The following is a 26,655-nucleotide window of genomic DNA, read 5'->3' as shown; positions in this document are numbered from 1 at the left end:
GGTGGGCAGGGCCTGGCCGCCTCAACTCCAGTTCTTGCACTTCGATTCCGCCTTCGATGCGAAGGCCTGCTCGCCCGGTATGCGCTGCACCGGCTTGTAGTAGTCCCACGGTCGCCTGGAGTCGGCCGGGCTCTTGATCTCCATGAGCTGCAGGTCGTGCACCATGCGGCCGTCGCCGCGGATGTGGCCGTTGGACGTGTACATGTCGTCGATCTTCAGCGTGCGCAGCTGCGTCATCACCGGGTCGGCGCTGTCGGTGCCGGCGGCGCCCACGGCCTTCAGGTACTGCAGCGCGGCCGAGTAGCTGGCGGCCTGCATGCTGGTGGGCATCTTCTTCATCTTGTCGAAGAAGCGGGCCGACCACTTGCGCGAGCGCTCGTCGGTGTCCCAGTACCAGGCCTCGGTCAGGTTGATGCCGCTGGTGAGCTTCAGCCCGAGCGCATGCACGTCGGTGATGAAGAGCATGAGGCCGGCGATTTTCATCGACTTGGTGACGCCGAACTGCTGCGCGGCCTTGATGGCGCCGATGGTGTCGCCGCCGCCGTTGGCCAGGCCCAGCACCTGCGCCTTCGAGGCCTGCGCCTGCAGCAGGAACGACGAGAAGTCGGTGGCCGACAGCGGATGCCGCACGCTGCCGACGACCTTGCCGCCGTTGGCCAGCACGACCTGCGTGGTCTCTTTCTCGAGCGAGTCGCCGAAGGCGTAGTCCACCGTCAGGAAGTACCAGCTCTTGCCGCCCTGGCGCGTCATGGCGGCGCCGGTGCCGCGCGCCAGCGCCACGGTGTCGTACAGGTAGTGCACGGTGTAGGGCGAGCACTCTTCGTTGGTGAGTTGCGCGGCCACGCCGCCGGTCACCATCACGACCTTCTTCTTCTCGGCCGCGATCTTCGCGATGGCCAGGCTGGTGCCCGAGCTGGGCCCGCTGATGATCATGTCCACGCCCTGCGTGTCGAACCACTCGCGCGCCTTGGTGGCCGCGATGTCGGGCTTGGCCGAGTGGTTGGCGGTGATCACCTCGATCTTCTTGCCGTTCACGGTGCCGCCCGCATCGGCGACAGCCATCTTCACGGCCTCCACGAGGCCCGCGCCGCCCATGTCGGAATACAGGCCGCTCATGTCGGCCATCACGCCGATGCGAACGACGTCGTCGCTGCCCTGCGCAAAGGCCGGTGCGGCCACGGCAGCCAGCACGGCCGCCGCGATGCGCCGGCGCAAGGGCGGTGTCCTTGGAATCTCTTTTGTTTTCGTCGCATGCTTTTGCATTTTTGTCTCCTTCTTCTGTCGTAGGTTTCGAACGCTATCGGTCCGCTGCGTGGCTCCCATCGCTTGCGCGCTGCGTCGACTGGTGGCGCAGCAGCTGCAACATCTGCGGCCGCACCGGCCCCGGCATGCGGGCCGCCACGGCCTCGCAGTGCGCCCAGAGCGCGGGTGCGACGGGGGCGCGCAGCCGAACGGCGTCGAGCAGCCGCTGGATCGCCAGCCGGTCGTGCCGCATGGCCACGCTGCGCTCCAGCAAGACGAGCGCCGCCGCGCGGGCGTCCTGCGCCTGCTGCGGCGAGGCGTGCGCTTCGCCGCCGGCGCGCAACGACTTCTTGAGCGTGCGGATGGCGTCGCGCTTCATGCGCCCTCCTGCGCATGCGGCAACGCGGCCACGGCCCGCACCAGCTGCTCGGCGATGGGCCTGTCGAAGAAGGCGCCGTCCTGGCGCGCGATGAACTGCCCGATGCGCAGCTCCAGCAGGCGACGCAGCCGGTAGCGCGCGCGCCGTGCGCGGGCCATCGCGCGCACCTCGGGCGCCTGCGCGTGCCAGGCCTGGTGGCGGTCGATGGTGTCCGACAGCGCCTGCAGCGACGCCGGGTCGCCGGCCGCGCTCAGCAAGATGGGCGGCACCCAGTCGCCCGGCGCGTGGCGCGCCATCGTGGCGATGCGGCGGATGTCGGTGGCCATGCGCTGCGCGCCCGGCAGGTCCGCCTTGTGGACCACGAAGATGTCGGCCATTTCCATGATGCCGGCCTTCATGGCCTGCACGATGTCGCCGCTGTCGGGCAGCAGCACCAGCACCATCGTGTCGACCTGCGCGCGCACGGCGTGCTCGGCCTGGCCGACACCGACGGTTTCGAGCAGCACCTCGTCGAAGCCGAAGCGGTCCATCAGTTCCAGCATCTCGGGCAGGTTGTCGGCCAGCCCGTCGCCGGTGCGGCGCGAGCCGAGCGAACGGATATACAGCTGCGCATTGCCCGCAAGCTCGTCCATGCGCACGCGGTCGCCGAGGATGGCGCCGCCGCTCTTCGGGCTGCTCGGGTCCACGGCCAGCACGCCCAGGCGCCCGCGCGGCGCGCGCAGCTGCGCCAGGTGGCCGACCAGCGTGCTCTTGCCGGCGCCCGGCGCGCCGGTGATGCCGACACGCCGCGCCGCATGCGACGGCAGGTCGCGCAGCGGCTCGCGCGCCAGCGCCATCGGGTCGGCGTTGGCCAGCCGCGTGAGTTCGCGGCTCAAGGCCCACCGATCAAGCGGCGCCGCGTCCATGTTCATGCCGCCACCTTGCCCAGCACCTCGTCCGCATGCTCGTTGAGCAGCGGCGGCAGGCCGTAGCGCGGCGTGAAGCCGTCGAAGCGCACCGGGCTGGCCACGGCCTGCAGCGGCAGGCTGCCGTCGCCCAGCGACACGACCAGCCGCCGCGCGGTGGCGATGTCGCCGCACAACGCGTCGTTGAGCGTGCCCACCTCGGCCGCCACCACGCCCAGCGGCACCAGCCGCCGCACCCACTCGGCCGCCGGCGCGCCGCGCAGCAGCTGCGCGATGGCGGCGATGACCTCGCTGCGGTGCGCGCGCCGTCCGGCCATGGTGCAAAAGCGTGCGTCGGTGGTCCATTCGGAATGGCCGACCTCGTCGCAGAAGATCTTCCAGAACTTGTCGTGCGTGATGAAGAGCGTGAGCCAGCCGTCGGCGGTCGGGAAGATCTGCGCCGGCACCACGTAGGGGTGCGACGAATCGGCCTGGCGCGCCATGGTCTCGCCCGCGTTGAGCACGGCGCCGGCCAGGTAATTGAGCTGCGAGAGCATCACGTCGTACATCGCGACGTCGACCTGCCCGCCCTTGCCCTGCACGATCTTGGCCAGCAGGCCGATGGCGGCCACCAGCCCCGCCGAGTTGTCGACGGCCGAGTAGCCGGCCTTGGTGGGCGGTGCGTCGGGGTCGCCGGTGAGCGCCATCACGCCGGTCAGCGCCTGGATCACGTAGTCGTAGGCGGGGCTGTCGGCGTGCGGGCCGTCCAGGCCGTAGCCGGTGAGCGCCACGCAGACGATGCGCTCGTTCCACTGCCGCATGGCGTCGTAGGTGAGGCCGAGCTTGCGGATCGCCGAGGGCCGCAGGTTGGTGACCACCGCGTGCGAGGTTTCGGCGATGCGGCCCAGCGCCTCCTGCCCTTCGGTGCTCGCGAGGTCGAGCACCACGCTCTTCTTGCTGCGGTTGAGGCTGGCGAAGTAGGCGTTGTGCGGGCCGATGAAGTGCGGGCTGACGCTGCGCGCGATGTCGCCTTCGGGCGTCTCGATCTTGATGACCTCGGCGCCCATGTCGGCCAGCATCAGGCCGCAATACGGCCCGGCCAGCATGTGGCCGACCTCGATGATGCGGATGCCGTCGAGCGGCCCAACCGCGCTCACAGGAGTACCTCCGTGCTTCGCACTGCGGTGCGAGCTTGCTTGGGGCGACCCGGCGCGGCGCTCATGCCAGACACTCCGCCAGCGAAGCCACCACCTGCTCCAGCGGCATGTCCGCCGTGAAGACCGCGCTCACGCCGAGCGCGCGCAGGTGGGCATGGTCTTCCGCCGGGATGGTGCCGCCGACGAACACCTTCACGTCGTGTGCCTTCAGTTCGCGCAGCTGCGCGATCACGTCCGACACCAGCTCCTTGTGGCTGCCCGACAGGATGCTCAGGCCGACCGCGTCGACGCCTTCGTCGACCGCCACCTGCGCGATCTGCAGCGGGCTGCGGCGCAGGCCGGTGTAGATCACCTCGGCGCCGGCGTTGCGCAGGGTCAGGGCGATGATCTTGGCGCCGATGTCGTGGCCGTCGAGGCCGGGCTTGCCGATCAGGATGCGCCGGGCCGCGAGCGCGGCGGTGCCTGGTTGCTGCGTGCTCATAGGTTCACCGGCTCCTTGAATTCGCCCCACTGGGCTTTGAGACAGGCCACCATCTCGCCGACGGTGGCGTAGGCATGGCAGCACTCCACGAGGTAGGGCATGACGTTCTCGCGGTCCTTGGCCGACGCGGCCGACAGCCGCGCGAGCGCGCGCGCCACGGCCGCGTTGTCGCGCGTGTCGAGCGTGCGCTGGAACTTCTCCAATGCGCGCTGCGCCACGGTCGGGTCGAGCGTGAAGACCTCGCCGACCTTGACCTCTTCGTTCTCTTTCCTGAAGTGGTTCTGCCCCACCACCACGGTGCGCCCGGCGTCGTTGTCGAGCTTGCGCTCCAGGCCGCGCTCGGCCAGCCGCATCTGGATCCAGCCTTCCTCGATGGCACGCACCACGCCGCCGTAGGCATCGATCTCGTCCATCACGCGCACGATCTGCTCTTCGATGCGGTCGGTGTGCTGCTCCAGGAAATAGCTGCCGCCCAGAGGATCGACGGTGCGGCCGATGCCGCTTTCGTAGGCCAGGATCTGCTGCGTGCGCACCGCCAGCTCGGCCGAGAACTCGGTCGGGATCTGGAAGGCCTCATCGAAGGCGCAGGTGAAGATCGACTGCGCGCCGCCGAACACCGCGGCCATGGTCTCCACCGCGACGCGCACCACGTTGTTGTAGGGCTGCGGCGCCACCAGCGACGAGCCGCCGCACACCACGCCGAAGCGGAAGTGCTGGGCCTTCGGGTCCTGCACGCCGTAGCGCTCCTTCATGAGGCGGGCCCACAGCCGGCGGCCGGCGCGGAACTTCGCGATCTCGTCGAAGAAGTCCATGTGCACATAGAAGAAGAACGACAGCCGCTTGGCGAACTTCTCGACGTCGCCGCCGCGCGCGCGCAGCTCGTCCACATAGGCCAGGCCGTTGGCCAGCGTGTAGGCCATTTCCTCCGCGGCGGTGGCGCCCGCGTCGCGCACGTGCGCCCCGGCGATGCTGATCGGGTTGAAGCGCGGCGAGACCTCGTTCGAGTACAGGATGGTGTCGGCAATGAGCCGCATCGACGGGCGCACCGGAAAGATCCAGGTGCCGCGCGCCACGTACTCCTTGAGGATGTCGTTCTGGATGGTGCCGGTGAGCTGGTCGCGCCGCACGCCCTGCTTGTCGGCCACGGCCAGGTACATCGCATAGATGATCGCGGCGGTGCCGTTGATGGTGAACGAGGTCGAGATGCGCGACAGGTCGAGGTCCTTGAACAGGATCTCCGCTTCGCTGAGGTTCGACAGCGACACGCCGACCTTGCCGATCTCGGGGCGCGCCATCGGGTGCGTGGGATCGAGCCCGCACTGGGTCGGCAGGTCCAGCGCCACCGACAGCCCCGTCTGGCCCTTGGCCAGCAGGAACTTGTAGCGCTCGTTCGATTCCTCGGCGGTGCCGAAGCCGGAGTACTGGCGGATGGTCCACAGCCGGCCCTGGTAGCCGTCCGGGAAGATGCCGCGCGTGAAGGGGTAGGCGCCGGGCTCGCCGATGCGCTCGGGCCGCACGGCGTCGGCGCCGACGCTGGCGGGCACCTCGATGCCGGTCGGGCTCGTGGGGTACAGGCGCGGCTCGTTGGCAGCGCTGGGCATGAGGTCGTCGCGCTTCATCGGGCGGCCTTGGCAAGGAAGCGGTCGGAGGCCTGCCAGTGGTCGTCGTGCAGCCAGGTGGCCAGCACCTGCGCATGCTCGACCTCGCGGCGCGCGCCGTACGAGGCGCCCTCGCGCCACGCGATGTGCTGCGCCTTCATCCCGCGCAGCACCTGCGGCGGATGCGCGCGCAGCGGCGCAAGGAACGCGCGCAGGTCTTCGCCGTCGGCGCCGTCTGCAATCGACGCATCGGCCAGGCCCCACTGCAGGGCCTGCGCCGCGTCGACCATTTCGCAGCGGCCCATCATGCGCAGCGCGCGCGCACCGCCCACCAGCCGGCACAGGTCAGGGCCACCGCCCCAGGCCGTGCTGATCGCGAGCTTGGCCTGGATGAAGCCGATGCGCGCGTGCGCGGCCTGCAGGCGCATGTCGCAGGCCAGTGCCAGTTCGGCCCCACCGCCGATGGCGTCGCCGTTGAGGTACGCCAGCACCGGCACCGGGCAGCGGCGCACGGCGTCGAGCGCGCCGCGCGAGCGCTCGACCATCGCGTGGGTGGCGGCCTCGTCGCGCACGTCCGAGAGCTCGACCAGGTCGCCGCCCGCGGCGAAGAAGCGCTCGCCGGCGCCGCGAAGAATGACGAGCCGGGTGTCGGGCCGGGCCCCGTGCGCGGCGACCGCCTGGGCCAGCGCCGTGAGCACGCGGCCCGCGAGGGCGTTGTGCTTGGCGGCGCGGTCGATGGTGATCCACACCACGCCGTCGGCGTGTGCGTCCACTGTGATGTCCTGGCTGGCTTGCTGCACCTTGGTATGTCTCCGTCGAACTGTCGTGGGCCCATCGTAGGAACCGACTTATTCGGGAACAAGAACCTATGTTCAGCATTACGAACGAATGACAGAATGACCGCGCGGATCGCGCTCGCCGATCCCGTTTGTTCAGGCGGCTGAATTTCGTCGCCCGGTCCGTTCCACCGTTCAGGAGAAGCGCCCATGACTGGCGTCACCGTGACCGCGATTGCGCGGGTGATCGACATCTTCGAAGCCTTCCAGGCGAGCCAGCGGCCGCTGTCGCTCACCGAACTCGCCGAAGCCGTGGGCGTGCCCAAGAGCACCTGCCACGCGATCGTCTCGACGCTGACCGCGCGCGGCTACCTGTACACGCTGAGCCGGCCGCGCGCGCTCTACCCCACGCGGCGCATGTTCGACGTGATGCACGACATCAGCGCCAAGGACCCGTTCATCGAACGCGCCACGCCGGTGCTCGAGCGGCTGCGCGACGCCACGCGCGAGACGGTGATCCTGGGCAAGCGCCAAGGCGATTCGGTGATCTACCTGCAGGTGGTCGAGGGCCTGCACCCCATCCGTTACTCGGCCAAGCCCGGCGAGTTCAAGCCGCTGCACTCCAGCTCCATCGGCAAGGCGCTGCTGGGCAGTCTGAAGGAGCCCGAGCTGCGCGCCTGGCTCAAGGAGCGCACGCTGCCCGCCGTGACCGCCACCACCAAGACCGCGCACGAGGCACTGGTGGCCGACGTGCTCGACAGCCGCAAGCTCGGCTACTTCGTGACGCGCGGCGAGAACGTGAGCGACGTGTGGGCCGTGGCGGCCTTCCTGCAGCTGCACAACGACACGGTGGCGGTGGCCGTGGCCGGACCACAGCACCGCATCGAATCCAGCGTGGCCGAGGTGGCACGCCTGCTGGTGGCCAGCTGCAGTTTCCTGGCGCGGCAGGTCGAGCGGGGCTGATCAGCCCTTCAGCATGCCCGCCAGGCGCTTGGCGATGAGCTCATCGGCCTGCGCCATGATGCGGTCGATGAGCTCCGCGCAGCTGGGCACGTCGTGGATCAGCCCGGCCACCATGCCGCAGCTCCAGGCGCCGGCGTCCATGTGGCCTTCGGTCATCACCTTCGGGTAGATGCCGGCGACCTGGTCCATGATGTCGTCGATCTTCAGCGTGTCGCCCTTGGCGCGCTCGATCTCCATGAGGCGCTCCACGCCCGCGTTGTTGATCACGCGCTCGGTGTTGCGCAGCGAACGCATGATCAGGCGCGTGTCGAGTTCCGAGGCGTTGACGATGGCCTGCTTCACGTTGGCGTGCACCGGCGCTTCCTTGGTGGCGATGAAGCGCGTGCCCATGTTCATGCCCTCGGCGCCCAGCGCGAGCGCGGCCACGAGGCTGCGGCCGTCGGCCATGCCGCCCGAGGCGACGAACGGGATCTTCAGTTCCTCGGCCGCGCGCGGCAGCAGGATCATGTTGGGCACGTCGTCCTCGCCGGGGTGGCCGCCGCACTCGAAGCCGTCGACGCTCACCGCGTCGCAGCCGATGCGCTCGGCCTTGAGCGCGTGGCGCACCGAGGTGCACTTGTGGATCACCTTGATGCCCGCGGCCTTCAGCGCAGGCATGTAGGCCTCGGGGCTGCGGCCCGCGGTTTCCACGGCCTTGATGCCGCCTTCGACGATGGCCGCGATGTACTCGGGGTACGGCGGCGAGGCAAAGGTCGGCAGGAAGGTGAGGTTCACGCCGAAGGGCTTGTCGGTCATCTCGTGGCAGCGCGCGATCTCGCGGGCCAGCAGCTCGGGCGTCTTCTGCGTGAGGCCCGTGATGATGCCCAGGCCGCCGGCGTTGGAGACAGCCGCGGCCAGCTCGGCGAAGCCGACGTAGTGCATGCCGCCCTGGATGATGGGGTGGCGGATGCCGAAGAGTTCGGTGATGCGGGTTTTCAAGGGAACGTCCTTTGGTCGGGGTTGCTGGAAGGGAAAAAAATCAGGGCGGCGAGATGACGCGCAGCACGTCGCGCGCCATCGCCTTCATCCAGGCCGTGTCGCTCTTCAGCGCGGGCTCGGCGAAGGTCTTGGCAAAGGTGGGCCGCGCCATCTTGGCGTAGTTCAGCGTGCCGAAGATGAGCGTGAGCACCACCACGGCCGACAGGTCGTCGCGCACGAGGCCGGCCGCCTGCGCCGCGGCCACCAGGCCCAGGCTGGCCTGCAGGAAGCCTTCGAGCGGCCGGGTCTGTGCGTGCTGGATGCGCTCGGCGTTGTCGAGCAGTTCGCGCGTGACGAGCTTGAAGCCCGTGGGCCGCGCGTGCATCCACTCGACCTGCAGCGCGACGAACGCCTGCAGCCGCGCGGGCAGGTCGGGGGCCGCCTCGACGCGCTTGCAGATGCGCGCCGTCAGGTCCTCGGCCTGCTTCTCGAGCACGGCGCGGTACAGCACCTCCTTGCTCGCGAAGTGATGCAGCAGCCCCGGGTTGCCGACCTCGCAGTCACGCGCGATGGCCGACAGCGATGCGCCCTGGAAGCCGTGGTCGGCAAAGTGCTGCTCGGCGCGCGCGAGGATCGTTTCTTTACGGGAAGGGGCAAGGGTGGCCATCGGCGGTTCTGGAATGCGTCACGCCCAGCGCATGCCGCGGGAACGCGACCGGCGATCAGACGCGATGCGCGCCATTCTTTCTTGTGTCTTGTGGTCTGGTTGTTGCACGCGCGACACCCTCGCGCGTCAGCGTGCGGCCGGCATGGCGGCCACCTGCTGCGCGAGCTGCGCATGGAAGCGCGGCGCGCTGTACTCGAAGGTGCCGAAGCTGAGCGCGTCGTTCGCGCCCGATGCCAGCCCGGCCTGGATCGACTCGGCCAGTGCGTAGTCTTCCGCGAGCGTGCGCCGGTACAGTGCCACGTTCGCGTCCCAGTGCGCGGTCGCCTTCTCCGAGGCCGGTGCCTCGGGAATCAGCGTGAGCTCGTGCACGCGCGTGCGCGTGGCGCCCAGCGGCTCCAGCATGCTGAGCTGCGCGTGGTCGGGCTGCACGAGGATGGTCGTGTTGGGAAAGAAGAAGTAGGTCAAGTTGCCGTAGCGGCGCGGATCGAAACCGGCGGCGTCGGGCCAGTGTTCCTGGAACTTCGACTTGAGCAGGTACAGGCGCCGGTTCAGGTCGAACTCGTCGATCACCTGCAGGTTGTGCAGGAACATGTGGGCGATGGTCTCGCGGTGCGCCACCTTGAAGTGGTAGGCCTCGAAGGAACCGTCGACCAGCAGCTTCCAGTTGGCCTCGACCTCGTACGTGCGCGGCGCATAGGCCACGGGCGCGCGCAGCCCGGCCAGCGACTCGAGGTTGTCCATGAGTGCGCCCAGGTGCGCGCCGGGGTCGCTGTCCGCCCGCGACGGATCGCACACGACCCAGACCACGCCCGCGCGCTCGACCGTGGCCAGCCGGCGCAGGCCCGACTCGTCCTGCTTCAGGCAGGGAAAGCCGAAGGATTCGGGCACGCCGCGCAAGGCGCCGTCGGGCTTGTAGGTCCACGCGTGGTACGGGCAGACAAAAGCGCGCGCCTCGCTGCCGCCGCCCTCTGGCACCACGCGCGCGCCGCGGTGGCGGCACACATTGAGAAACGCCTGCACCTGCCCGCTCTCCTGGCGCACCAGCAGCAGCGGCACGCCCGTGTGGGTGAGCGACAGCCAAGCGCCCGGCGACGCGAGCGACGCGCTGGAAGCCACCGGCTGCGGATGCCGCTGCAGCAGGCGCCGCTCGTCGCGTGCGATGGCTTCGTCGGTGTACTGGCCGACCGGCACGCGGTCGCCCTCCCCTTGCGCGTCGGCGCGCCCGGCCTGCAGGGCCGTGGTCGCTCGGCGATGGAGTTCGGCTGCGAAGTTCTCGCTCATCGGGGGCTTTCGGTTCGATGCGATGCAGCCCGGTGAGCTGCGCGATCGGCCCAGTCTACCGACTGACCAGTCGGTACGTCAACCGCCCCCCGGGAAGCGGTGGAAGCGGTATCAGGCCGGCTTGCGCAGGAAGCCCTGCTGCGCCCCATTGCGGTTGGGCGCGAAGCCGTTGGCCTGCAGCGTCTCTTCGGTGGTCTCGTAGAACACGCCGATCTTCATGATCTCGCGCGCCTGCTGCGCGGTGGCGATGGGGCGGCCGAACTCGGTCGCGATGCGCACGAGCTGCTTGATCTGCTCGACCGAGCTCATCTTGCCGGTGCGGGTCTGGTTCCACAGCACGTCCTCGATGCCGCAGCGCACGTGCAGACCCAGGGCGATGCCGATCATGTTCACGGGCAGCACGTTGAGCACCGAGCTCTCCACGGTGACCACCGCGCCGTCGGGTGCGGCGCGCAGGAAGTTGGCCAGGTTGTAGATGTTCGCCTGGTCCATGCCGCCGCTGATGGCCACCCAGTTCATCACCAGCGGGCCCTTGTAGACGCCGCGGCGGATCATGCGTTCGATGGTCTCGAAGCTGTTGATGTTGTAGCACTGGAACTCGCTCTGGATGCCCGCGGCCGTGAGGCGACGGATGTGCTCTTCCACCCAGCTGGGGTTCGAGGGCACGATCATGTCCCGGTAGGTCGAATACAGCCGCGGGTCGCCGCGCGACAGGCCCTTGAAGTCGTCCAGGCCCGCGTGCTCGGTCACGTTCATCTGCGTGGTGTTGACGGTCACGGTGACCTGGTCGGGCCTGGGCGTGAGTTCGGCCAGCATGTGGCGCGTGTCGTCGCTGAGCCACTTGGCGGCGGCGCCGTCGTCTTCGGGCGCGAAGCTGATGGAGCCGCCCACCTGGATGATCATCTCGGGCACGCGGGCGCGCACGCCGGCGATCAGCTCGTTGAACATCGACAGGCGCTTGCTGCCCTTGCCATTGGCCTCGCGCACATGCAGGTGCAGCACGGTGGCGCCGGCCTCGTAGCAGTCGACCGCCTTCTGGATCTGCTCTTCCATCGTGACCGGAATGTCTTCCGGAAAGTCGGCGGGAATCCAGCCCGGTGCATAGGGCGCGGCCGTGATGATCAGGGGCTGCTGGTTCTCGGGATACAGGTGGCCGTCGAGGAAGTTCATGGGGTTGTCTCCGGTGAAAAAGGTTGCGCTTGCAGCCAAAGTTTCTGGCGCAGTTGCGAAAACTTCTTGCTCATCGGGGGCGCGGTTTTGTCTTTTTGGGGCATTGAAACGGCGCGTGCAAAGACAGGTGTCGCTGTCGCGATCCGGTAAGTGGCCGACGCGTGGCGCCAAGCATTCAGCAGCGGTGGCGCCACAGAATCCGCACGCCTTTGTCTCTTCCACCTGAGGACGAACCATGTGTGTGCATCTGCTGCGAGCCTCCCTTCTCTTCCTGGCCGCGCTGTGCTGCGGCACGGCCTCGGCCCAGGCCTGGCCCGACAAGCCCATTCGGCTGATCGTTCCCGCGCCGCCGGGCGGCATCTCCGACGCGGCGGCGCGGCTGCTCGCCGAACAGCTGCGCACGAACCTCGGCCAGACCGTGCTGGTGGACAACAAGCCGGGCGGCTCCGCCGTCATCGCCGAGCGCGCGCTGATGGCCGCGCCGGCCGACGGCTACACGCTGATGGTCGGGCCGTCGAGCGTGCTGTCCGACATTCCGCTCACGGTGAAGACGCCCTTCGACCCGCTCAAGACCTTCACCTACGTCGGCGAGGTGACGGGCATGTTCCATGTGCTGGTGGCCAACGCCGGCTTCCCGCCGAACACGGTGAACGACCTGCTGGCGCATGCCAAGGCGCACCCGCGCTCGGTCAGCGTGGCCAACCTGAGCACGGGCACGCGCTCCAACCTGCTGGGCGAAATGCTGCGCGCGCGCAGCGGCAACGACATCCTCGTGGTGCCGTACAAGGGCTCGGCGCCGGCGCTGGTCGACCTCATGGGCAACCAGGTGCAGCTGACCTTCGAGGTGGTGAGCAACGTCACCTCGCTGATCCGCAGCGGCAAGATCAAGGCGCTGGCCGTGGCCTCATCGAAGCGCTCGCGCTTCCTGCCCGACGTGCCCACCTTCGGCGAGCTGGGCCTGCCCGACTTCGTGATGCCCGACGCGAGCGTGGGCGTGTTCGTGCTCAGCAGCATGCCGCCGGCGCTGCAGGAGAAAATCCGCGCCGAGGTGGCCCGGGCCGTGCAGGCGCCGAAGTTCCGCGAGGCGCTGCTCGCGCAGAATTACGATCCGCCCCGCGAGATGTCGCTGCAGCAGCTGCGCCAGACGCTGGACGCCACGACCGCCCACAATCGGGCCATCATCGAGAAACTGCAACTCAAGATCAGCCCCGAGTGAACACGGGGCCCTTCCCACAGCCACCATGAAGCACCTCGGTCGACTGATGCGCAGCGCGAGCCTCAGCGGCTACGTGGAGCTGGTGCAGTCGCTCGGCCGCGATCCGCATGCCTTCATGCGCACCGTGGGGCTCAAGGCGCAACTGCTCGAGCACCCCGAGACGCTGATCCCCGGCGACGCGGTGCGCGAGCTGCTCGAGATCACCGCGCGCGCCACGCGCACCGAAGATTTCGCGCTGCGGCTGGCGGCGCAGCGCAAGCTCTCGGCGCTGGGCCCCATCAGCGTCGTGCTCAAGGAAGAGCCCACGCCGCGCGACGCGCTCGACACGCTGGGCCGCTACCTGAAGCTGGTGAACGCCTCGCTGAGCTTTCGCCTGGAGGACACGGGCGACATGGTCATCATCCAGGAAGACCTGCTGCCCAGCCCCGGGCTGCCGATGCGCCAGTCGATGGAGCTGGCCGTGGGCATCATGTTCCGCATCCTCGGCGAGCTCATCGATCCGCAGTGGCGCCCGCAGCAGGTGTGCTTCACGCACCGCCCGCCGGCGGACATGGCGGCGCACCGCGCCTTCTTCGGTCGCAACGTCAAGTTCAACCAGGATTTCAACGGCCTCGTGTGCCTGGCGGCCGACCTGCGCAAGCCGCGCGAATCGGGCGACCAGGGCGTGGCACGTTTCGCGCGCGAGTACCTCGAAGCCGCGCTGAAAGACCGCGGCGAGAGCACGCGCGAAGCCTGCCGCGAACTCATCCTGGCGCTCATGCCCGGCGGCGGCTGCACCGCGCAGGAAGTGGCGCGGCACCTGCGCGTGGACCGCCGCACGCTGCACCGTCGGCTCGAGGCCGAAGGCCTCACCTTCAGCCGCCTGCTCGACGACGTGCGCTCCGACCTCGTGAAGCGCCACCTGCGCGACAGCGACCTGCCGCTGAGCGAGGTGGCCGAACTGCTGGGGTTTTCGGGACCCAGCAGCTTCAGCCACTGGTTCCGCCACCACTTCGGCTGCAGCGCCTCGCAATGGAGCAAGCAGACGGCCGGCGCGGTGGCTCAGGGCGCGGTGCGCGCGTTCTGAACCAGGTCTTCGTGGCGCAGGGCATGCGCGATGCCCTCCAGCAGGCGCCAGGCGGCGCGCGTGAAACGCCTCGTCATCGCCATCGTCTTTCTCAGGCCGCCTTGCGCAGGAAGCCCTGGTTGCCTCCGTTGCGGTTCGGCGCAAAGCCGTTGGCGGCGAGCGACTCTTCGGCCGTCTCGTAGAACACGCCGATCTTCGAGATCTCGCGTGCCTGCTGCGCCGTGGCGATGGGGCGGCCGAACTGGCGCGAGATGGCCACCAGCTGCTCGATCTGCGCCACGGTGCCGATCTTGGCGGTGCGCGTCTGGTTCCACAGCACGTCCTCGGTGCCGCAGCGCACGTGCAGGCCCATGGCAATGCCCATCATGTTCACGGGCAGCACGTTGCGCACCGAGCTTTCCACCGTGAGCACGGCGCCGTCCGGCACGGCGCGCACGAAGTTGGCCAGGTTGTAGATGTTCGGCGCGTCCATGCCGCCGCTGATCGCCACCCAGTTCATCACCAGCGGGCCCTTGTAGACGCCGCGCCGCATGAGCCGTTCGACCGACTCGAAGCTGTTGATGTTGTAGCACTGGAAGGCGCTCTGGATGCCGGCCTTCGTGAGGCGGCGGATGTGCTCCTCGACCCAGCCCGGCTGCGCCGGCACCGTCATCTCCTTGTAGGCCTCGAAGATGGCCGGGATCTCGCGCGAGGTGCCCTTGAAGTCCGCCAGCTCGGCGTGCTCCGTGACGTTCATCTGCGAGGTGTTGACCGTCACCGTCACCTGGTCGGGCGTGGGCTCCAGCTCGGCCAGCATGTGGCGCGTGTCGTCGCTGAGCCACTTGGCGGCGGCGCCTTCGCTCTCGGGTGCGAAGCTGATCGAGCCGCCCACCTGGATGATCATTTCGGGCACGGCCTTGCGCACGCCGGCGATCAGCTCGTTGAACTTCGACAGCCGCTTGCTGCCCTTGCCGTCGAGTTCGCGCACGTGCAGGTGCAGCACCGTGGCGCCGGCGTTGTAGCAATCGACCGCCTTCTGGATCTGCTCTTCCATCGTGACCGGGATCTCGCCCGGGAAGTCGGAAGGAAGCCAGCCCGGTGCATAGGGCGCGGCGGTGATGATCAGCGGCTGCTGGTTTTCGGGAAAGAGGTGGCCGTCGAGGAAGTTCATGGCGTGCGTCTGTCAGGTGGCGAGGCGGGGGGCGGATGCGGGGGCGATGTTCAGTACGGCACGTCACCGACGATGCCGGCGCGTTCCATCTTTCGTGGCGCGGGCCAGTAGTCGTTCAGCGCGTAGTGCTGCGTGCTGCGGTTGTCCCAGACAACCACGTCGCCCGGCAGCCACGACCAGCGCACCTGGTACTCGGGAATGGTGGCGCGGCTGAGCAGGTAGTTCAGCAGCAGCGCCGCACCCGGTGTCTTGTCGATGCCGTGGCGCACGTTCTCGGGGGTGCTGTAGTTCACGAAGTGCGTGGTGAAGCTGCCCACGTAGAGCACCTTCTCGCCGGTCTCGGGGTGCGTGCGCACCACGGGGTGCTCCGCGGGCGGATGGTCCTGGCCCAGCTTGAGGCGCGCTTCCATCGGCATCACGGCGCCGAACGAATGCTCGATGCTGGCCTTGGCGCGCAGCTTGCCGATCTTGTGCTTGATCTCGTCGGGCAGCTCGTCGTGCGCCTGCACCATGTTCACCCAGATGGTGTCGCCGCCGACCTCGGGGCATTCGATACAGCGCAGCACCGCGCCCATCGCGGGGCTCTGGCGCCACAGGCCGTCGCAGTGGTAGGTGTTCTCGTAGCTGTGCTTGTTGTCGCTGCGGTAGATGCGCACGAGGCCCGGGTGCTCGGGGTCGCTGCCGACCACCGGGTGGTCTTCCAGTTCGCCGAAGCAGCGTGCGAAGGCGACGTGCTCGGCGCGCTCGATGTCCTGGCCGCGGAAGAAGAGCACCTTGTGCTTGAGCAGCGCGGCGCGGATCGATGCAAAGCACTCGGGGTCGCGCGAGGCCTCGCCCAAATGGACGTCCGAGATTTCGGCGCCGATGGACGGCGTGAGGGGTCTGATCTTCATGAGAGGTCTCCGATGGAATGGCGCGTGCCGCTCAGTTCGCCTGGATGCGGTACTTCTTGACGATGGCGGCGTTGCGCTCGGACAGCGCCTTCGTCTCGGCGATGAGCGCGGGCGTGTCGACGCTGAGCTCGGGCTCCAGGCCCACGTCGAGCAGCTTCTGCTGCACGGCGGGCGCCTGGCCGGCCTTCTCGATCGCGGCATGGAGCTTTGCCATCACGTCGGCCGGCAGCTTGGCCGAGCCGATGAAGCCGACCCAGCCGCGGAACTGCAGGTCGGGGTAGCCCAGTTCGGTGGTGGTGGGCAGCTCGGGCAGGAAGCGCGAGCGGGTCTTGCCGGTGAAGGCATAGGGACGCAGCTTGCCGGCCTTGATGAGCGGCATCGAGGTGAGCATGCCGTCGAACATCAGGTCGACCTGGCCGCCCAGCAGGTCCTGCAGCGCCGGCGGCGAGCCGGGGTAGCCGATGTGCTGCAGGTCGAGCCCGGCGCGGTCGCTGAGGATGAGGCCCGCGTACTGCGACACGGTGCCGGGGCTGTAGCTGGCGAAGCTGGCCTTGCCCTTGCGCGTCTTCAGCTCGGCGACGAGGCCCTGGAAGTCCTTGGCCGGGAAGTTCGCGGCCGTGACGAGCACCACGCCCGAGCGCGCCACCGAGCCGATGGGCACCACGTCCTTCAGCGGATCGAAGGGCATCTTCACGACCTGCGGCGTCTCGGCCAGCACGTTGCTGGCGGCCATCACGATGGTGTTGCCGTCGGCCGGCGCCTGCAGCATGGCCTGCAGGCCGATGGAGCCGCCCGCGCCGGGACGGTTCTCGACGATCACGGGGCGGCCGATGTCCAGCGCCATCTGTTGCCCGACGACGCGGGCGACGATGTCCATCGTGCCGCCCGGCGGCGCGGGAACGATGAGCTTGACGGGCTTGTCGCCCAGCGCCCAGGCCCCGAGGGCCATCGAGCATCCGACCAGCGCCACGGCGGCGGCGCGTGCAAATTGCAGCAGTTTCATGGGGTGTCTCCGGTTGTTGTCTTGCAGGCCTCGGTGGGCCGATGCCGTCAGTATCCGGTGCACCCTGCCCGCATTTCTTGCTTTATTGGGGCATCGATTTGCCAATTTGGGACATCGCCAAGACCACGCTTCCCGCCGCCGCCACGCGCCGCAAGAATCCGTTCCATACAGCCCCCACACACCCCAGGAGACGCACCATGAACCAGGCCATCCGCTTCCACGAGACCGGCAGCGCCGACGTGCTCAAGCTCGAACACGTCGAGGTCGGTGAACCCGGCCCGGGCCAGGCGCGCGTGCGCCACAGCCTCATCGCCGTCAACTTCATCGACATCTATTTCCGCACCGGGCGCTATCCGCTCGCGCTGCCCAACGGCCTCGGCTCCGATGCCGTGGGCGTGGTCGAGGCCGTGGGGCCCGGCGTGACCGACATTCGCGTGGGCGATCGCGTGGGCTACCTCATCGGGCCGCAGGGGGCGTACTCGCAGGTGCGCGTGATGCCGGCTGACGTTTTGATCCCGCTGCCCGATGGCATCTCGGACCGCACCGCCGCCACGCTGATGATGAAGGGCATGACGGCGCAGTACCTGTTCCGCCAGGTCTATCCATTGAAGGGTGGCGAGACCATCCTGTACCACGCAGCCGCCGGCGGCGTGGGCCTCATTGCCTGCCAGTGGGCGCGCGCGATGGGCGTCACGATGATCGGCACCGTGAGCACCGACGAGAAGGCTGCCGTCGCCAAAGCCAACGGCTGCGCGCACACCATCGTGACCTCGCGCGAGAACATCGCCCAGCGCGTGCGCGAGATCACCGAGGGGAAAGGCGTGCCCGTCGTGTACGACTCGGTGGGAAAAGACACGCTCGAGGCTTCGCTCGATTGCCTGCAGCCGCGCGGCACTCTGGTGAGCAACGGCACGTCATCTGGCGCCGTGGTCCTCGACACCAAGCTGCTGGCGGCGAAGGGCTCGATCTGGCTCACACGGCCCGCGATGGTGCACTACATCCATCCACGTCCGCACATGCTGAGCATGGCCGACGAACTCTTCGACCACGTGCTGGCCGGCCGCATCGTGAGCGAGCCTCAGCAGAGCTTCGCACTGGCTGACGCGGCCGAAGCGCACCGCGCCCTCGAAGGCCGCAAGACCACCGGCGCCACCGTGCTCGTGCCCTGAGAACTGCCACGTGCGGACTTGCGATGTCCTCCCTGGTCCGCGCGGCAAGCCTCACCCACTACAGCGAGGTCGCCCGCGCCAGCGGCCTGGACCCGGCGCGCATGCTCCTGGACGCCGGCCTGAGCCCTCGCGTGCTGGACGAGCCCGACCTGATGATCCCGGTCGACCGCGTCGCCGCGCTGCTGCAGGCCTCGGCCGAGCGTTCGGGCAACGAAGCCTTCGGGCTGTGCATGGCCGAGGGGCGGCGGCTGTCGAACCTCGGGGCCGTCGGCCTGCTGGTGCGCGAGCAGCCGACGCTGCGCGATTCGCTCGACGTGCTGATGCGCTACCAGCCGCTGCTCAACGGCTCGCTGTCGCTGATGGTCGAGGCCTTCGGCCAGGTGGTGGTCATCCGCGAGGAAGTGCAGCCCGGCAAGGCGCACCGCGCCACGCGCCAGCGCATCGAACTGGCGCTGGGCGTGATGCTGCGCCTCCTGCGCCAGTTTCTCGGCGCCGACTGGCAGCCCCGGCGCGTGTGCCTGGCGCACCCCGCGCCGCGCGACCTGCGCACGCACCATCGCGTGCTGGGCGCGGCCGTCGCCTTCGACCAGGACTTCCACGGCATCGTCTGCGCGCGCGACGACCTGGACGCGCCCAACCCTTCGGCCGACCCGGCCATGGCGCGCTATGCGCGGCAGCTGCTCGACGCGGCGGCGCCTGCGCCCGGCGACGCGCTGCCGGGCAACGTGCGGCGCGCGGTGCTGCTGCTCCTGCCCAGCGGACGCTGCAGCATCGCGCAGGTGTCGGCGCACGTGGGCGTGGAATGCCGCACCATCCAGCGCCGGCTCGCGGACGACGGGCAGAGCTTCTCGGCCATCGTCAACGACGTGCGCAAGGAACTCGCCGTGCGCCATGTGCTGGAAGGCGACCGCCCGCTGGCCGAGGTCGCGGGCCTGCTCGGCTTCTGCGCGCCCAGCGGGCTGTCGCGCTGGTTCCATGCGCAGTACGGCTGCAGCGCGAAGGCCAGCCGCGCGCGGCGGGGGGCGCCGCGCCGCGCTTCGGCGTCGCGCGATTGACGTGGAGAATCGGGCCCGTTCTTCCCTCCACGAGCACGAACGAGCCTTGGCCACTTTCCCGCCCCCCGATGCGAGCGGCGCCCCGCGCGACCTGCTGCTCAAGGTGACGCCGCCCCGTGTCCCGCGTCACCTGGTCTCGCGCGCGCGGCTCCTGTCGAGCGCCGACGCGCTGCGCGACCACGCGGTGTTCGTGGTGCAGGCGCCCTCGGGCTTCGGCAAGACCTCGCTGCTGGCGCAGTGGCGGCTGGAGTACCTGGGCCTGGGCGTGCCGGTCGGCTGGGTCTCGGCGCAGAGCCAGGACGACCCGGGCCGGCTGGTGCAGAGCCTGGCGCTGGCGCTGCGCGTCGCCATGGGCCGCCCCGCGTTCGGGCGCAGCCTGTTCCAGGACGACCGGCCCGGCACGCTCGGCAGCGTCACGGCGCTGCTGGCCGAGCTGGCACAGGCGGCCTTGAACGTGGTGCTGGTCATCGACGAGGCCGACCGCCTGCCGCCCGCCTCGCGCGAGGCGCTGGCCTACCTGCTGCGCAACGCGCCGCCCAACGTGCGCACGCTCATTGCCACGCGCCCCGACGGCCGGCTCGACATCGAGGATCTCGTGGCCTACGGGCAGTGCGTGGAGATCGGCCCGGCGCTGCTGAAGTTCAGCCTCGACGAGACGCTGCAGCTGGTGCAGGCGCGCTTCGGCGCACGCGTCGACCGCAACACCGCCGCCCGGCTGCACGAGCTGACCGAAGGCTGGCCGCTGGGCCTGCAGCTGGCCACGACCATCATCGCGCGCGGGGCCGATGCGCACGCCGCGCACACGGTGCTGGGCGACATGACGGCCGCCGCCGGCGAGCTGCAGGGCGAACTGGTGCGGCTGCTGCTGGTCAACCTCGACCCTCAGGATCGCGACTTCCTGGCCCGCATCGCCGTGCTCGACCTGCTGCACCCCGAGCTGTGCCGCGCGGTCTCCGGCGTCGACGACGCCGCGGCGCGGCTGGCGCGACTGAGCAACGACACGCCGGTGTTCGCCGCCGCCGAAGGGGGCGAGTGGCTGCGCATGCATGCGCTGGCGCGCGACGTGCTGCGCCAGCGCTTCGCCACGCTCGACGCCGCCGAGCAGGTGGCGGCGCATGCCCGCGCCGCGCAGTGGCTGGCCGCGCACGAGCTGCTCGACGAGGCCGCCCACCACGCGCTGAGCGCGGGCCAGCACCAGACCGCCTACGAGCTCGCGGAGCGCAGCCTGTACGAATCGCTCATGCGGCGCGGCCGGCAGGCCACGGTGCTCGAATGGATGGCGCAGATGCCGGCCGACGAACTCGACCGCCGCCCGCGCCTGCTGCTGGCCGCGGCATGGACGCTCGCATCGAGCGAGCGGCACGAAGAAGCCGGCCGTTTCGTGGCGCGCATCCTGGCGCAACCCGATGTGAGCGATGCGCTGCGCTGCGAATGCGCGCTGATCCTCGGCGGCGCCGCCGTGTTCGCGGACGACCCCGACCGCTTCGTCGAACTGCACGCGCCGTGGACCGAGGCCGTGCCGCTGACCGACCCGCTGCTGCTGCAGTCGCATGCCAACCGCATGGCCTACCGCGCGCTGCTCGAGGGCGAGCCCGCGCTCGCGCGCCTGCGCCAGCAGCAGGCCCTGCGCGGGCACCCGGGCCACGGCGTCGACTACATCCGGCGCTGGAGCGAGCTGGTCATCGGCCTGAGCTATGCGTGGGAAGGCCAGGTGCTGCTGGCCGAGCAGCTGCTGCGCCCCGCCGTGGCCGGCGCCGAGGCCGAGATGGGCCGGCGCCACCGCTTCAGCTGCAACCTGGCCGCGCTGCTCGCGTCGGTGGCCTGGGAGCGCGACCTGCCCGGCGACGCCGCCACGCTGCTGGCCGACCGCCTCGACGTGCTGGAGCACAGCGGCCTGCCCGAATCGCTGCTGCAGGCCTACCGCACGGCGGCGCGCATCGCGGCGGCCGAGGGCGCCGAGCACCGCGCGCTGGAACTACTGGACGCGCTGGACGCGGCGGGCGCCGCGCGGCGCCTGCCGCGGCTGCGCATCGCCAGCCTGGCCGAGCAGGTGCGCCTGCATGCGCAGCGCCACCGCGCCCAGACCTGCCGCGAACTGTGCGAGCGCATCGACGCGCAGCTGGCCGACCCCGCGCTGCCGCAAGGCCCGCTGTGGCGGCGCAGCGTGGAAGCGCTGCGCGACGTGGCGCGCGCCCACGCGGCCATTGCCGCGCGCGACTGGCCCGACGCCCTCGCGAAGCTGGCGCGTGCCGACGAACAGGCGCGCCAGCGCAAGCAGGGCGGCCTGCACATCGAGCTGCTGGGGCTGCGCGCGCTGGCGCTGGAGCGCTGCGGCCAGCCGGCGCAGGCGCTGCTGCGCGAGGCCATGGACCTGGCGCGCGCCTACGGGCTGCAGCGCGTGTTCTCCGACGCGTACCCCGAGCTGGGCGCCTGGGTCGGCACGCTCGCGGCCGAGGGCGCGCAGGCCGAGATCGCGGTGGCGCCGCTCGCGCCCGCCGTGCCGCCTGCGCCCGCGTCTGCGGCACCCGCATCGCCCGGCACCGTGCTCACGCCCAAGGAGGGCGAGGTGCTGGTGCTGCTGGCGCGCAACCTGTCGAACAAGGAAATCGGGCGCGCCATGCAGGTGGGCGAAACCACCGTCAAGTGGCATGTGAAGAACCTGTTCGCCAAGCTCGACGCCGGCACGCGCACGCAGGTGGTGCACCGCGCGCGCATCCTGGGGCTGCTCGCCGCGGGGCACTGAGGGCTCGCCGCCGGGCACTGAGGGTTTCTCCCTCCCCTCCAGGGCTGCCTCCCCCTCCTGCGAGGAGGGGGCGCGCGCAGGGGCCCCGACCTATTCTTGCTTCCAGCACGGTCACCGCCGCACAGCGGCACCCCACGACCGGCACAGGAGACAAGACACATGGGTTCCACGATCCAGCCAGGCCTCTCGAACGGGGCCCCCGCCGTGCACACGCGCGGCATCCAGGTCCACCCCGTGACCTGCGCCATCGGCGCCGAGCTGCGCCACGTGTCGCTGGCCGAAGCCTCGCGCGACGCCGGCCTGGCGGCCGAGATCCGCGCGCTGCTGGTGCAGCACAAGGTGCTGTTCTTCCGACAGCAGGAACTCACGCGCGCCGAGCACGTCACCTTCGCCCGCCACTTCGGCGAGCTGGAAGACCACCCCGTGGTCGGCAGCGACCCCGAGCACCCGGGCCTGGTGCGCATCTACAAGAACCCCGAGACGCCGGTCGACCGCTACGAGAACAGCTGGCACACCGACGCCACCTGGCGCGAGAAGCCGCCCTTCGGCTGCGTGCTGCGCTGCGTCGAATGCCCTCCGGTGGGCGGCGACACCATGTGGGCCAACATGGCGATGGCCTTCGAGAAGCTGCCCGCGCACATCCAGCAGCAGATCGTCGGGCTGCGCGCGCGCCACAGCATCGAGGCCACCTTCGGCGCCGCGATGCCGATCGAGAAGCGCCTGGCGCTGAAGGCCCAGTTTCCCGACGCCGAGCACCCGGTGGTGCGCACGCACCCCGACACGGGCGAGAAGATCCTGTTCGTCAACGGCTTCACGACCCACTTCACCAACTTCCACACGCCGGCCAACGTGCGCTACGGGCAGGACTACCAGCCCGGCGCCGCCCTGCTGCTGGCCTACCTCGTGAGCCAGGTGCAGATCCCCGAGTACCAGGTGCGCTGGCGCTGGCAGCCGGGCGACGTGGCCATGTGGGACAACCGCTCGACCCAGCACTACGCGGTCATGGACTACCCGCCCTGCCATCGAAAGATGGAACGCGCCGGCATCGTCGGCGACGCGGTCTTCTGAGCGGGCACGTCCTGCGCCCTCTCCCTTCCTTCTTCCTTTCTCCCGAGGTCCTGCCATGAACTTTCTCGACGGCCATCTGTTCCCCGAAAACCAGCAGCCGCTGGTCATCACCGCCGCGCCCTACGCACCGTCGTGGGTGCCCGCCGACTTTCCGGAAGACATTCCCGTCACCATGGCGCAGCAGATTCAGAAGGCGGTCGATTGCTACAACGCCGGCGCCACGGTGCTGCACCTGCATGTGCGCGAACTCGACGGCAAGGGCAGCAAGCGGCTGTCCAAGTTCAACGAGTTGATCGCCGGCGTGCGCAAGGCCGTGCCCGAAATGATCATCCAGGTGGGCGGCTCGATCAGCTTCGCGCCCGAGAGCGAAGGCGCTGCTGCCAAGTGGCTCAGCGACGACACGCGCCACATGCTGGCCGAGCTGGAGCCCACGCCCGACCAGGTGACGGTGACCATCAACACCTCGCAGATGAACGTGGTCGAGCATTGGGACGACGCCGACACCCGGGGCACCTCGATGGAAGACCCCGAGGTCTACCGCGCCTACAAGGAAATGACCGTGCCCGCGCAGCCGGGCTGGGCCGAAGAACACATCCGCCGCCTCACCAAGGCCGGCATCCAGAGCGCCTTCCAGTGCTACAACATCAACAGCTTCGACTCGGTCGAGCGGCTCATGCGCCGCGGCGTCTACAAGGGCCCGCTGGTCATGAACTGGGTGGCCATCGGCGGCGGCATGGACGTGCCCAACATCTACAGCCTGGCCAACTTCGTGCGCGCCGTGCCCGACGGCGCGGTGCTCACGGTGGAAAGCTCCATGCGCAACGTGCTGCCCGTGAACATGATGGGCATCGCCATGGGCCTGCACGTGCGCTGCGGCATCGAGGACAACCTCTGGAACCAGTCGCGCTCCGCCAAGATGGGCACGGTGGCGCAGGTCGAGCAGTTGGTGGCCATCTCGCGCCAGTTCGGCCGCCCCATCGCCACCGCCAAGCAGGCGCGCGAGATTTCCAAGATCGGCGTGTTCTACGACACCGTCGAGGAATCGCTGGCGGCCAACGGCTTCGCGCCGAACCGCAACGGCGCGCAGCAGGGCTTCCTGCGCAAGGCGGCCTGAGCCCCCCCACCACTGGCACCACCGGCACCAGAACACCTAGAGACATCGCGATGAAAAAAACCCACAACATCCTTCGCCGCCTGAAGCCCTGGGCAGCCGCCCTGGCCGCCGCGCCCCTGCTCGCCCATGCCTGGACCACCAAGCCGGTGCGGATCGTGGTGCCGGCGCCCGCGGGCGGCACCATGGACGTCGTGGCCCGCGTGTTGTCCGACGCGATCTCGGCCGAGATCGGGCAGCCGGTGATCGTCGACAACAAGCCGGGCGCCGGTGGCGCCATCGGGGTGCAGGCGCTCAACAGCGCACCGCCCGACGGGCAGACCATCATGTTCATGGTCAGCAACATCCTGACCGAGATTCCCCTGGTGATGAAGACCAGTTTCGACCCGGTCAAGGACGTGAAGCCGGTGACCATGGTGGCGCGCTCGGCGATGGTGCTGGTGAGTGCGCCGTCGGTGCCGGCCAACGACCTGAAAGGGCTCATCGCCTACCTGAAGACCGGCAAGGGCAGCCCGGGCAGCTACGCCTCGTACTCCGCGGGCACCAGCTCGCACTACGCCGGCGCCATCTTTGCCAGGAAGGCGGGGCTGGACCTGCAGCACGTGCCGTTCCCGGGCTCGCCGCCGGCACTGCAGAACCTGATGGGCAGCCAGGTCGACATCCTGTTCGACGGCATCGTCACGTCGCTACCGCTGATCAAGGCCGGCAAGGTGAAGGTCTTCGGGGTCGGGGCCAAGACCCGGCTGGCGCAGCTGCCGGAGGTGCCCACGATGGCCGAGCAGGGCTTCGACGAGATCGACTTCTCGAACTGGGCCGGCGCCATCGTGTCGGCAAAGATGCCCGACGACCTCGTCAAGCGGATCAATGCGGTCCTCACGAAGGCCGCCTCCTCGCCGAAGGTGCGGGAGCGGCTCATCGCGCAGAACTTCGTGCCGATGACCAGCGAGAGCCCCGAGCAGCTCGCGAAGATCACGCATGACGAGTACGAGCGCAACGCGCGGATCGTCAAGACCTACAACATCCAGCTCAACCAGTGAGGGCGCAGGCCGACATGACCGTACCCACCGTCCTCATCGTTCCCGGCCTGCGCGACGCCGTCGCCAGCCACTGGCAGACCCTGCTCGCCGCACGCCTGCCGCGCGTGCGCGCCGTGCCGCCCATGGGCCGCGACGACCTCGACTGCGCCGCGCGCGTGGCGGCCATCGAGCGCGAGGCGCAGGCGGTCGAGGGGCTGCTGGTCATCGTGGCGCACAGCGGCGGCGTGGTGATGCTGGCGCACTGGGCGCAGCGCACGCGCCGGCCGGTGCGCGGCGCCCTGCTGGCCACGCCGCCCGACTTCGAACGGCCGATGCCCGAGGGCTACCCCACCGTCGAGGCCCTGCGCGCCGGCGGCTGGCTGCCGGTGCCGACCGGGCCGCTGCCGTTCCCGAGCATCGTGGCGGCCAGCCGCAACGACCCGCTGGCGCCCTTCGATCGCGTGGTGCAGATGGCGCAGGGCTGGGGCAGCCGCCTGGTCGACCTTGGCGAGGTCGGCCACCTCAACCCCGCCTCGGGCTACGGCGAATGGCCGGGCGCGCAGGCCTTCATCGACGAACTCTCGGCGGGCTGAACCCTTTCTGCCCGCCTGCCCTTCCTACCGAAAGAAACTCCCCATGGTCCAAGCCATCCGCTTCCACGAGACCGGCAGCGCCGACGTGCTCAAGCTCGAACACGTCGAGGTCGGTGAACCCGGCCCGGGGCAAGCGCGCGTGCGCCACAGCCTCATCGCCGTCAACTTCATCGACATCTATTTCCGCACCGGGCGCTATCCGCTCGCACTGCCCAACGGGCTCGGTTCCGATGCGGTGGGCGTGGTCGAAGCCGTGGGAGCGGGCGTGACCGACATCCGCGTGGGCGACCGCGTGGGCTACCTCATCGGGCCGCAGGGTGCGTACTCGCAGGTGCGTGTGATGCCCGCCGATGTGTTGATCCCTTTGCCGGATGGCATCTCCGATCGCACCGCCGCCACGCTGATGATGAAGGGCATGACGGCGCAGTACCTGTTCCGGCAGGTCTATCCATTGAAAGGTGGCGAGACGATCCTGTACCACGCAGCGGCCGGTGGCGTGGGCCTCATCGCCTGCCAGTGGGCGCGTGCGATGGGCGTCACCATGATCGGCACTGTCAGCACCGACGAGAAGGCTGCGGTCGCCAAGGCCAACGGCTGCACCCACACCATCGTGACCTCGCGCGAGAACATCGCCCAGCGCGTGCGCGAGATCACCGAGGGGAAAGGCGTGCCCGTCGTGTACGACTCGGTGGGCAAGGACACGCTCGAGGCCTCGCTCGATTGCCTGCAGCCGCGCGGCACTTTGGTGAGCAACGGCACCTCTTCGGGCGCCGTGGTCGTCGATTCGCAGGTCCTGGCCGCCAAGGGCTCGATCTGGCTCACGCGGCCCGCGATGGTGCATTACATCCACCCGCGCCCGCACATGCTGTCGATGGCCGACGAACTCTTCGGCCACGTGCTGGCCGGTCGCATCGTGAGCGAACCGCAGCAGAGCTTCGCACTGGCCGATGCGGCCGAAGCGCACCGCGCCCTCGAAGGCCGCAAGACCACCGGCGCCACCGTGCTCGTGCCCTGAGG

At 69.6% G+C, this 26,655-nt stretch carries 25 protein-coding genes; 11 read left to right on the top strand and 14 right to left on the bottom strand.

Features of this window, described 5'->3' with window-relative positions; translation table 11 throughout:
• Positions 1–21: 21 nt before the first annotated feature.
• From AC3WQR_RS16450 to AC3WQR_RS16420, 7 genes are all read right to left on the bottom strand, one after another.
• Entirely contained in the window at positions 22–1,215 is a 1,194-nt protein-coding gene (locus AC3WQR_RS16450; protein WP_492742795.1) for an ABC transporter substrate-binding protein, read from the bottom strand.
• A gap of 82 nt (positions 1,216–1,297) precedes the next feature.
• Positions 1,298–1,621, bottom strand: coding sequence for a hypothetical protein (locus AC3WQR_RS16445; protein WP_492742793.1), 324 nt, complete (start codon positions 1,619–1,621; stop codon positions 1,298–1,300).
• Positions 1,618–2,532 (bottom strand): ArgK/MeaB family GTPase, encoded by a 915-nt coding sequence (locus AC3WQR_RS16440; RefSeq protein WP_492742791.1) that lies wholly within the window; start codon positions 2,530–2,532, stop codon positions 1,618–1,620. Before AC3WQR_RS16440 ends, AC3WQR_RS16445 begins: the two co-directional genes overlap by 4 nt.
• Complete coding sequence (locus AC3WQR_RS16435) at positions 2,529–3,662, bottom strand: CaiB/BaiF CoA transferase family protein (protein ID WP_492742790.1); 1,134 nt, start codon at positions 3,660–3,662, stop codon at positions 2,529–2,531. The genes AC3WQR_RS16440 and AC3WQR_RS16435 overlap by 4 nt, the downstream gene beginning before the upstream one ends.
• A gap of 61 nt (positions 3,663–3,723) precedes the next feature.
• Positions 3,724–4,143: a cobalamin B12-binding domain-containing protein gene (locus AC3WQR_RS16430; protein ID WP_369645949.1), complete on the bottom strand. Its 420-nt coding sequence runs from the start codon at positions 4,141–4,143 to the stop codon at positions 3,724–3,726.
• Positions 4,140–5,762, bottom strand: a complete 1,623-nt coding sequence (locus tag AC3WQR_RS16425; protein WP_492742789.1) for an acyl-CoA mutase large subunit family protein — start codon at positions 5,760–5,762, stop codon at positions 4,140–4,142. The genes AC3WQR_RS16430 and AC3WQR_RS16425 overlap by 4 nt, the downstream gene beginning before the upstream one ends.
• On the bottom strand, positions 5,759–6,541 hold the full coding sequence (locus AC3WQR_RS16420) for an enoyl-CoA hydratase/isomerase family protein (protein ID WP_492742787.1): 783 nt from the start codon (positions 6,539–6,541) through the stop codon (positions 5,759–5,761). The genes AC3WQR_RS16425 and AC3WQR_RS16420 overlap by 4 nt, the downstream gene beginning before the upstream one ends.
• 186 nt (positions 6,542–6,727) lie before the next feature.
• Here AC3WQR_RS16420 and AC3WQR_RS16415 point away from each other — a divergent pair, with 186 nt between their 5' ends.
• Positions 6,728–7,480, top strand: coding sequence for an IclR family transcriptional regulator (locus AC3WQR_RS16415; RefSeq protein WP_369645946.1), 753 nt, complete (start codon positions 6,728–6,730; stop codon positions 7,478–7,480).
• Here the strand turns inward: AC3WQR_RS16415 and AC3WQR_RS16410 are convergent, their stop codons facing one another.
• From AC3WQR_RS16410 to AC3WQR_RS16395, 4 genes are all read right to left on the bottom strand, one after another.
• The gene (locus AC3WQR_RS16410; RefSeq protein ID WP_307587168.1) at positions 7,481–8,458 is read right to left on the bottom strand and encodes an NAD(P)H-dependent flavin oxidoreductase; all 978 of its coding nucleotides are present in this window, start codon (positions 8,456–8,458) and stop codon (positions 7,481–7,483) included.
• Between the two features lie 40 nt (positions 8,459–8,498).
• Positions 8,499–9,104 (bottom strand): TetR/AcrR family transcriptional regulator, encoded by a 606-nt coding sequence (locus AC3WQR_RS16405; protein ID WP_062477248.1) that lies wholly within the window; start codon positions 9,102–9,104, stop codon positions 8,499–8,501.
• A gap of 126 nt (positions 9,105–9,230) precedes the next feature.
• Positions 9,231–10,385, bottom strand: coding sequence for an aromatic ring-hydroxylating oxygenase subunit alpha (locus AC3WQR_RS16400; protein WP_492742784.1), 1,155 nt, complete (start codon positions 10,383–10,385; stop codon positions 9,231–9,233).
• A gap of 111 nt (positions 10,386–10,496) precedes the next feature.
• Positions 10,497–11,555 carry a beta-keto acid cleavage family enzyme gene (locus AC3WQR_RS16395; RefSeq protein WP_139702525.1) on the bottom strand — a complete coding sequence of 353 codons (1,059 nt, stop codon included), beginning with the start codon at positions 11,553–11,555 and terminating at the stop codon, positions 10,497–10,499.
• A 235-nt stretch (positions 11,556–11,790) separates the two neighbouring features.
• Here AC3WQR_RS16395 and AC3WQR_RS16390 point away from each other — a divergent pair, with 235 nt between their 5' ends.
• Together AC3WQR_RS16390 and AC3WQR_RS16385 are read left to right on the top strand one after the other, a co-directional pair.
• Positions 11,791–12,771, top strand: a complete 981-nt coding sequence (locus tag AC3WQR_RS16390; RefSeq protein WP_492742782.1) for a Bug family tripartite tricarboxylate transporter substrate binding protein — start codon at positions 11,791–11,793, stop codon at positions 12,769–12,771.
• A gap of 25 nt (positions 12,772–12,796) precedes the next feature.
• Positions 12,797–13,837 (top strand): AraC family transcriptional regulator, encoded by a 1,041-nt coding sequence (locus AC3WQR_RS16385; protein WP_062477242.1) that lies wholly within the window; start codon positions 12,797–12,799, stop codon positions 13,835–13,837.
• Between the two features lie 91 nt (positions 13,838–13,928).
• Here AC3WQR_RS16385 and AC3WQR_RS16380 read toward each other — a convergent pair whose 3' ends face one another.
• From AC3WQR_RS16380 to AC3WQR_RS16370, 3 genes are read right to left on the bottom strand one after another with little or no spacing between them, the layout of a single operon-like run.
• The gene (locus AC3WQR_RS16380) at positions 13,929–14,987 is read right to left on the bottom strand and encodes a beta-keto acid cleavage family enzyme (protein WP_447746792.1); all 1,059 of its coding nucleotides are present in this window, start codon (positions 14,985–14,987) and stop codon (positions 13,929–13,931) included.
• Between the two features lie 50 nt (positions 14,988–15,037).
• Entirely contained in the window at positions 15,038–15,880 is an 843-nt protein-coding gene (locus AC3WQR_RS16375) for a TauD/TfdA dioxygenase family protein (RefSeq protein WP_492742780.1), read from the bottom strand.
• Positions 15,881–15,911: 31 nt separating this feature from the next.
• A complete protein-coding gene (locus AC3WQR_RS16370) occupies positions 15,912–16,883 on the bottom strand; it encodes a Bug family tripartite tricarboxylate transporter substrate binding protein (protein WP_492742778.1) in 972 nt (323 codons plus the stop codon).
• 197 nt (positions 16,884–17,080) lie between these two features.
• Between AC3WQR_RS16370 and AC3WQR_RS16365 the strand changes: the two genes are divergently transcribed.
• The 8 genes from AC3WQR_RS16365 (at position 17,081) to AC3WQR_RS16330 (ending at position 26,653) form a co-directional block, all read left to right on the top strand.
• Complete coding sequence (locus AC3WQR_RS16365; protein WP_492742776.1) at positions 17,081–18,052, top strand: quinone oxidoreductase family protein; 972 nt, start codon at positions 17,081–17,083, stop codon at positions 18,050–18,052.
• Positions 18,053–18,075: 23 nt separating this feature from the next.
• Positions 18,076–19,107, top strand: a complete 1,032-nt coding sequence (locus tag AC3WQR_RS16360; protein WP_492742775.1) for an AraC family transcriptional regulator — start codon at positions 18,076–18,078, stop codon at positions 19,105–19,107.
• A gap of 46 nt (positions 19,108–19,153) precedes the next feature.
• Positions 19,154–21,850, top strand: a complete 2,697-nt coding sequence (locus tag AC3WQR_RS16355; RefSeq protein ID WP_492742774.1) for a winged helix-turn-helix domain-containing protein — start codon at positions 19,154–19,156, stop codon at positions 21,848–21,850.
• A gap of 219 nt (positions 21,851–22,069) precedes the next feature.
• Complete coding sequence (locus AC3WQR_RS16350) at positions 22,070–22,918, top strand: TauD/TfdA dioxygenase family protein (protein WP_492742799.1); 849 nt, start codon at positions 22,070–22,072, stop codon at positions 22,916–22,918.
• A gap of 55 nt (positions 22,919–22,973) precedes the next feature.
• Positions 22,974–24,032 (top strand): beta-keto acid cleavage family enzyme, encoded by a 1,059-nt coding sequence (locus AC3WQR_RS16345; RefSeq protein WP_095948786.1) that lies wholly within the window; start codon positions 22,974–22,976, stop codon positions 24,030–24,032.
• 50 nt (positions 24,033–24,082) lie between these two features.
• On the top strand, positions 24,083–25,066 hold the full coding sequence (locus AC3WQR_RS16340; protein WP_056573291.1) for a tripartite tricarboxylate transporter substrate binding protein: 984 nt from the start codon (positions 24,083–24,085) through the stop codon (positions 25,064–25,066).
• 14 nt (positions 25,067–25,080) lie between these two features.
• On the top strand, positions 25,081–25,638 hold the full coding sequence (locus AC3WQR_RS16335; RefSeq protein WP_492742772.1) for an RBBP9/YdeN family alpha/beta hydrolase: 558 nt from the start codon (positions 25,081–25,083) through the stop codon (positions 25,636–25,638).
• 43 nt (positions 25,639–25,681) lie between these two features.
• Positions 25,682–26,653 (top strand): quinone oxidoreductase family protein, encoded by a 972-nt coding sequence (locus AC3WQR_RS16330; RefSeq protein ID WP_492742771.1) that lies wholly within the window; start codon positions 25,682–25,684, stop codon positions 26,651–26,653.
• Positions 26,654–26,655: the final 2 nt, after the last annotated feature.

This window comes from Variovorax sp. FW305-3-2-15-B-LB1, assembly GCF_058787635.1.
This window is presented reverse-complemented; position numbering and strand designations above follow the sequence as displayed.

Bases quoted from the DNA above. Each gene is read 5' to 3' on its own strand.
- AC3WQR_RS16445 (WP_492742793.1), bottom strand. From the start codon at position 1,621: ATGAAGCGCGACGCCATCCGCACGCTCAAGAAGTCGTTGCGCGCCGGC.
- AC3WQR_RS16440 (WP_492742791.1), bottom strand. From the start codon at position 2,532: ATGAACATGGACGCGGCGCCGCTTGATCGGTGGGCCTTGAGCCGCGAA.
- AC3WQR_RS16430 (WP_369645949.1), bottom strand. From the start codon at position 4,143: ATGAGCACGCAGCAACCAGGCACCGCCGCGCTCGCGGCCCGGCGCATC.
- AC3WQR_RS16425 (WP_492742789.1), bottom strand. From the start codon at position 5,762: ATGAAGCGCGACGACCTCATGCCCAGCGCTGCCAACGAGCCGCGCCTG.
- AC3WQR_RS16415 (WP_369645946.1), top strand. From the start codon at position 6,728: ATGACTGGCGTCACCGTGACCGCGATTGCGCGGGTGATCGACATCTTC.
- AC3WQR_RS16405 (WP_062477248.1), bottom strand. From the start codon at position 9,104: ATGGCCACCCTTGCCCCTTCCCGTAAAGAAACGATCCTCGCGCGCGCC.
- AC3WQR_RS16400 (WP_492742784.1), bottom strand. From the start codon at position 10,385: ATGAGCGAGAACTTCGCAGCCGAACTCCATCGCCGAGCGACCACGGCC.
- AC3WQR_RS16395 (WP_139702525.1), bottom strand. From the start codon at position 11,555: ATGAACTTCCTCGACGGCCACCTGTATCCCGAGAACCAGCAGCCCCTG.
- AC3WQR_RS16390 (WP_492742782.1), top strand. From the start codon at position 11,791: ATGTGTGTGCATCTGCTGCGAGCCTCCCTTCTCTTCCTGGCCGCGCTG.
- AC3WQR_RS16385 (WP_062477242.1), top strand. From the start codon at position 12,797: ATGAAGCACCTCGGTCGACTGATGCGCAGCGCGAGCCTCAGCGGCTAC.
- AC3WQR_RS16380 (WP_447746792.1), bottom strand. From the start codon at position 14,987: ATGAACTTCCTCGACGGCCACCTCTTTCCCGAAAACCAGCAGCCGCTG.
- AC3WQR_RS16375 (WP_492742780.1), bottom strand. From the start codon at position 15,880: ATGAAGATCAGACCCCTCACGCCGTCCATCGGCGCCGAAATCTCGGAC.
- AC3WQR_RS16370 (WP_492742778.1), bottom strand. From the start codon at position 16,883: ATGAAACTGCTGCAATTTGCACGCGCCGCCGCCGTGGCGCTGGTCGGA.
- AC3WQR_RS16365 (WP_492742776.1), top strand. From the start codon at position 17,081: ATGAACCAGGCCATCCGCTTCCACGAGACCGGCAGCGCCGACGTGCTC.
- AC3WQR_RS16360 (WP_492742775.1), top strand. From the start codon at position 18,076: ATGTCCTCCCTGGTCCGCGCGGCAAGCCTCACCCACTACAGCGAGGTC.
- AC3WQR_RS16345 (WP_095948786.1), top strand. From the start codon at position 22,974: ATGAACTTTCTCGACGGCCATCTGTTCCCCGAAAACCAGCAGCCGCTG.
- AC3WQR_RS16340 (WP_056573291.1), top strand. From the start codon at position 24,083: ATGAAAAAAACCCACAACATCCTTCGCCGCCTGAAGCCCTGGGCAGCC.
- AC3WQR_RS16335 (WP_492742772.1), top strand. From the start codon at position 25,081: ATGACCGTACCCACCGTCCTCATCGTTCCCGGCCTGCGCGACGCCGTC.
- AC3WQR_RS16330 (WP_492742771.1), top strand. From the start codon at position 25,682: ATGGTCCAAGCCATCCGCTTCCACGAGACCGGCAGCGCCGACGTGCTC.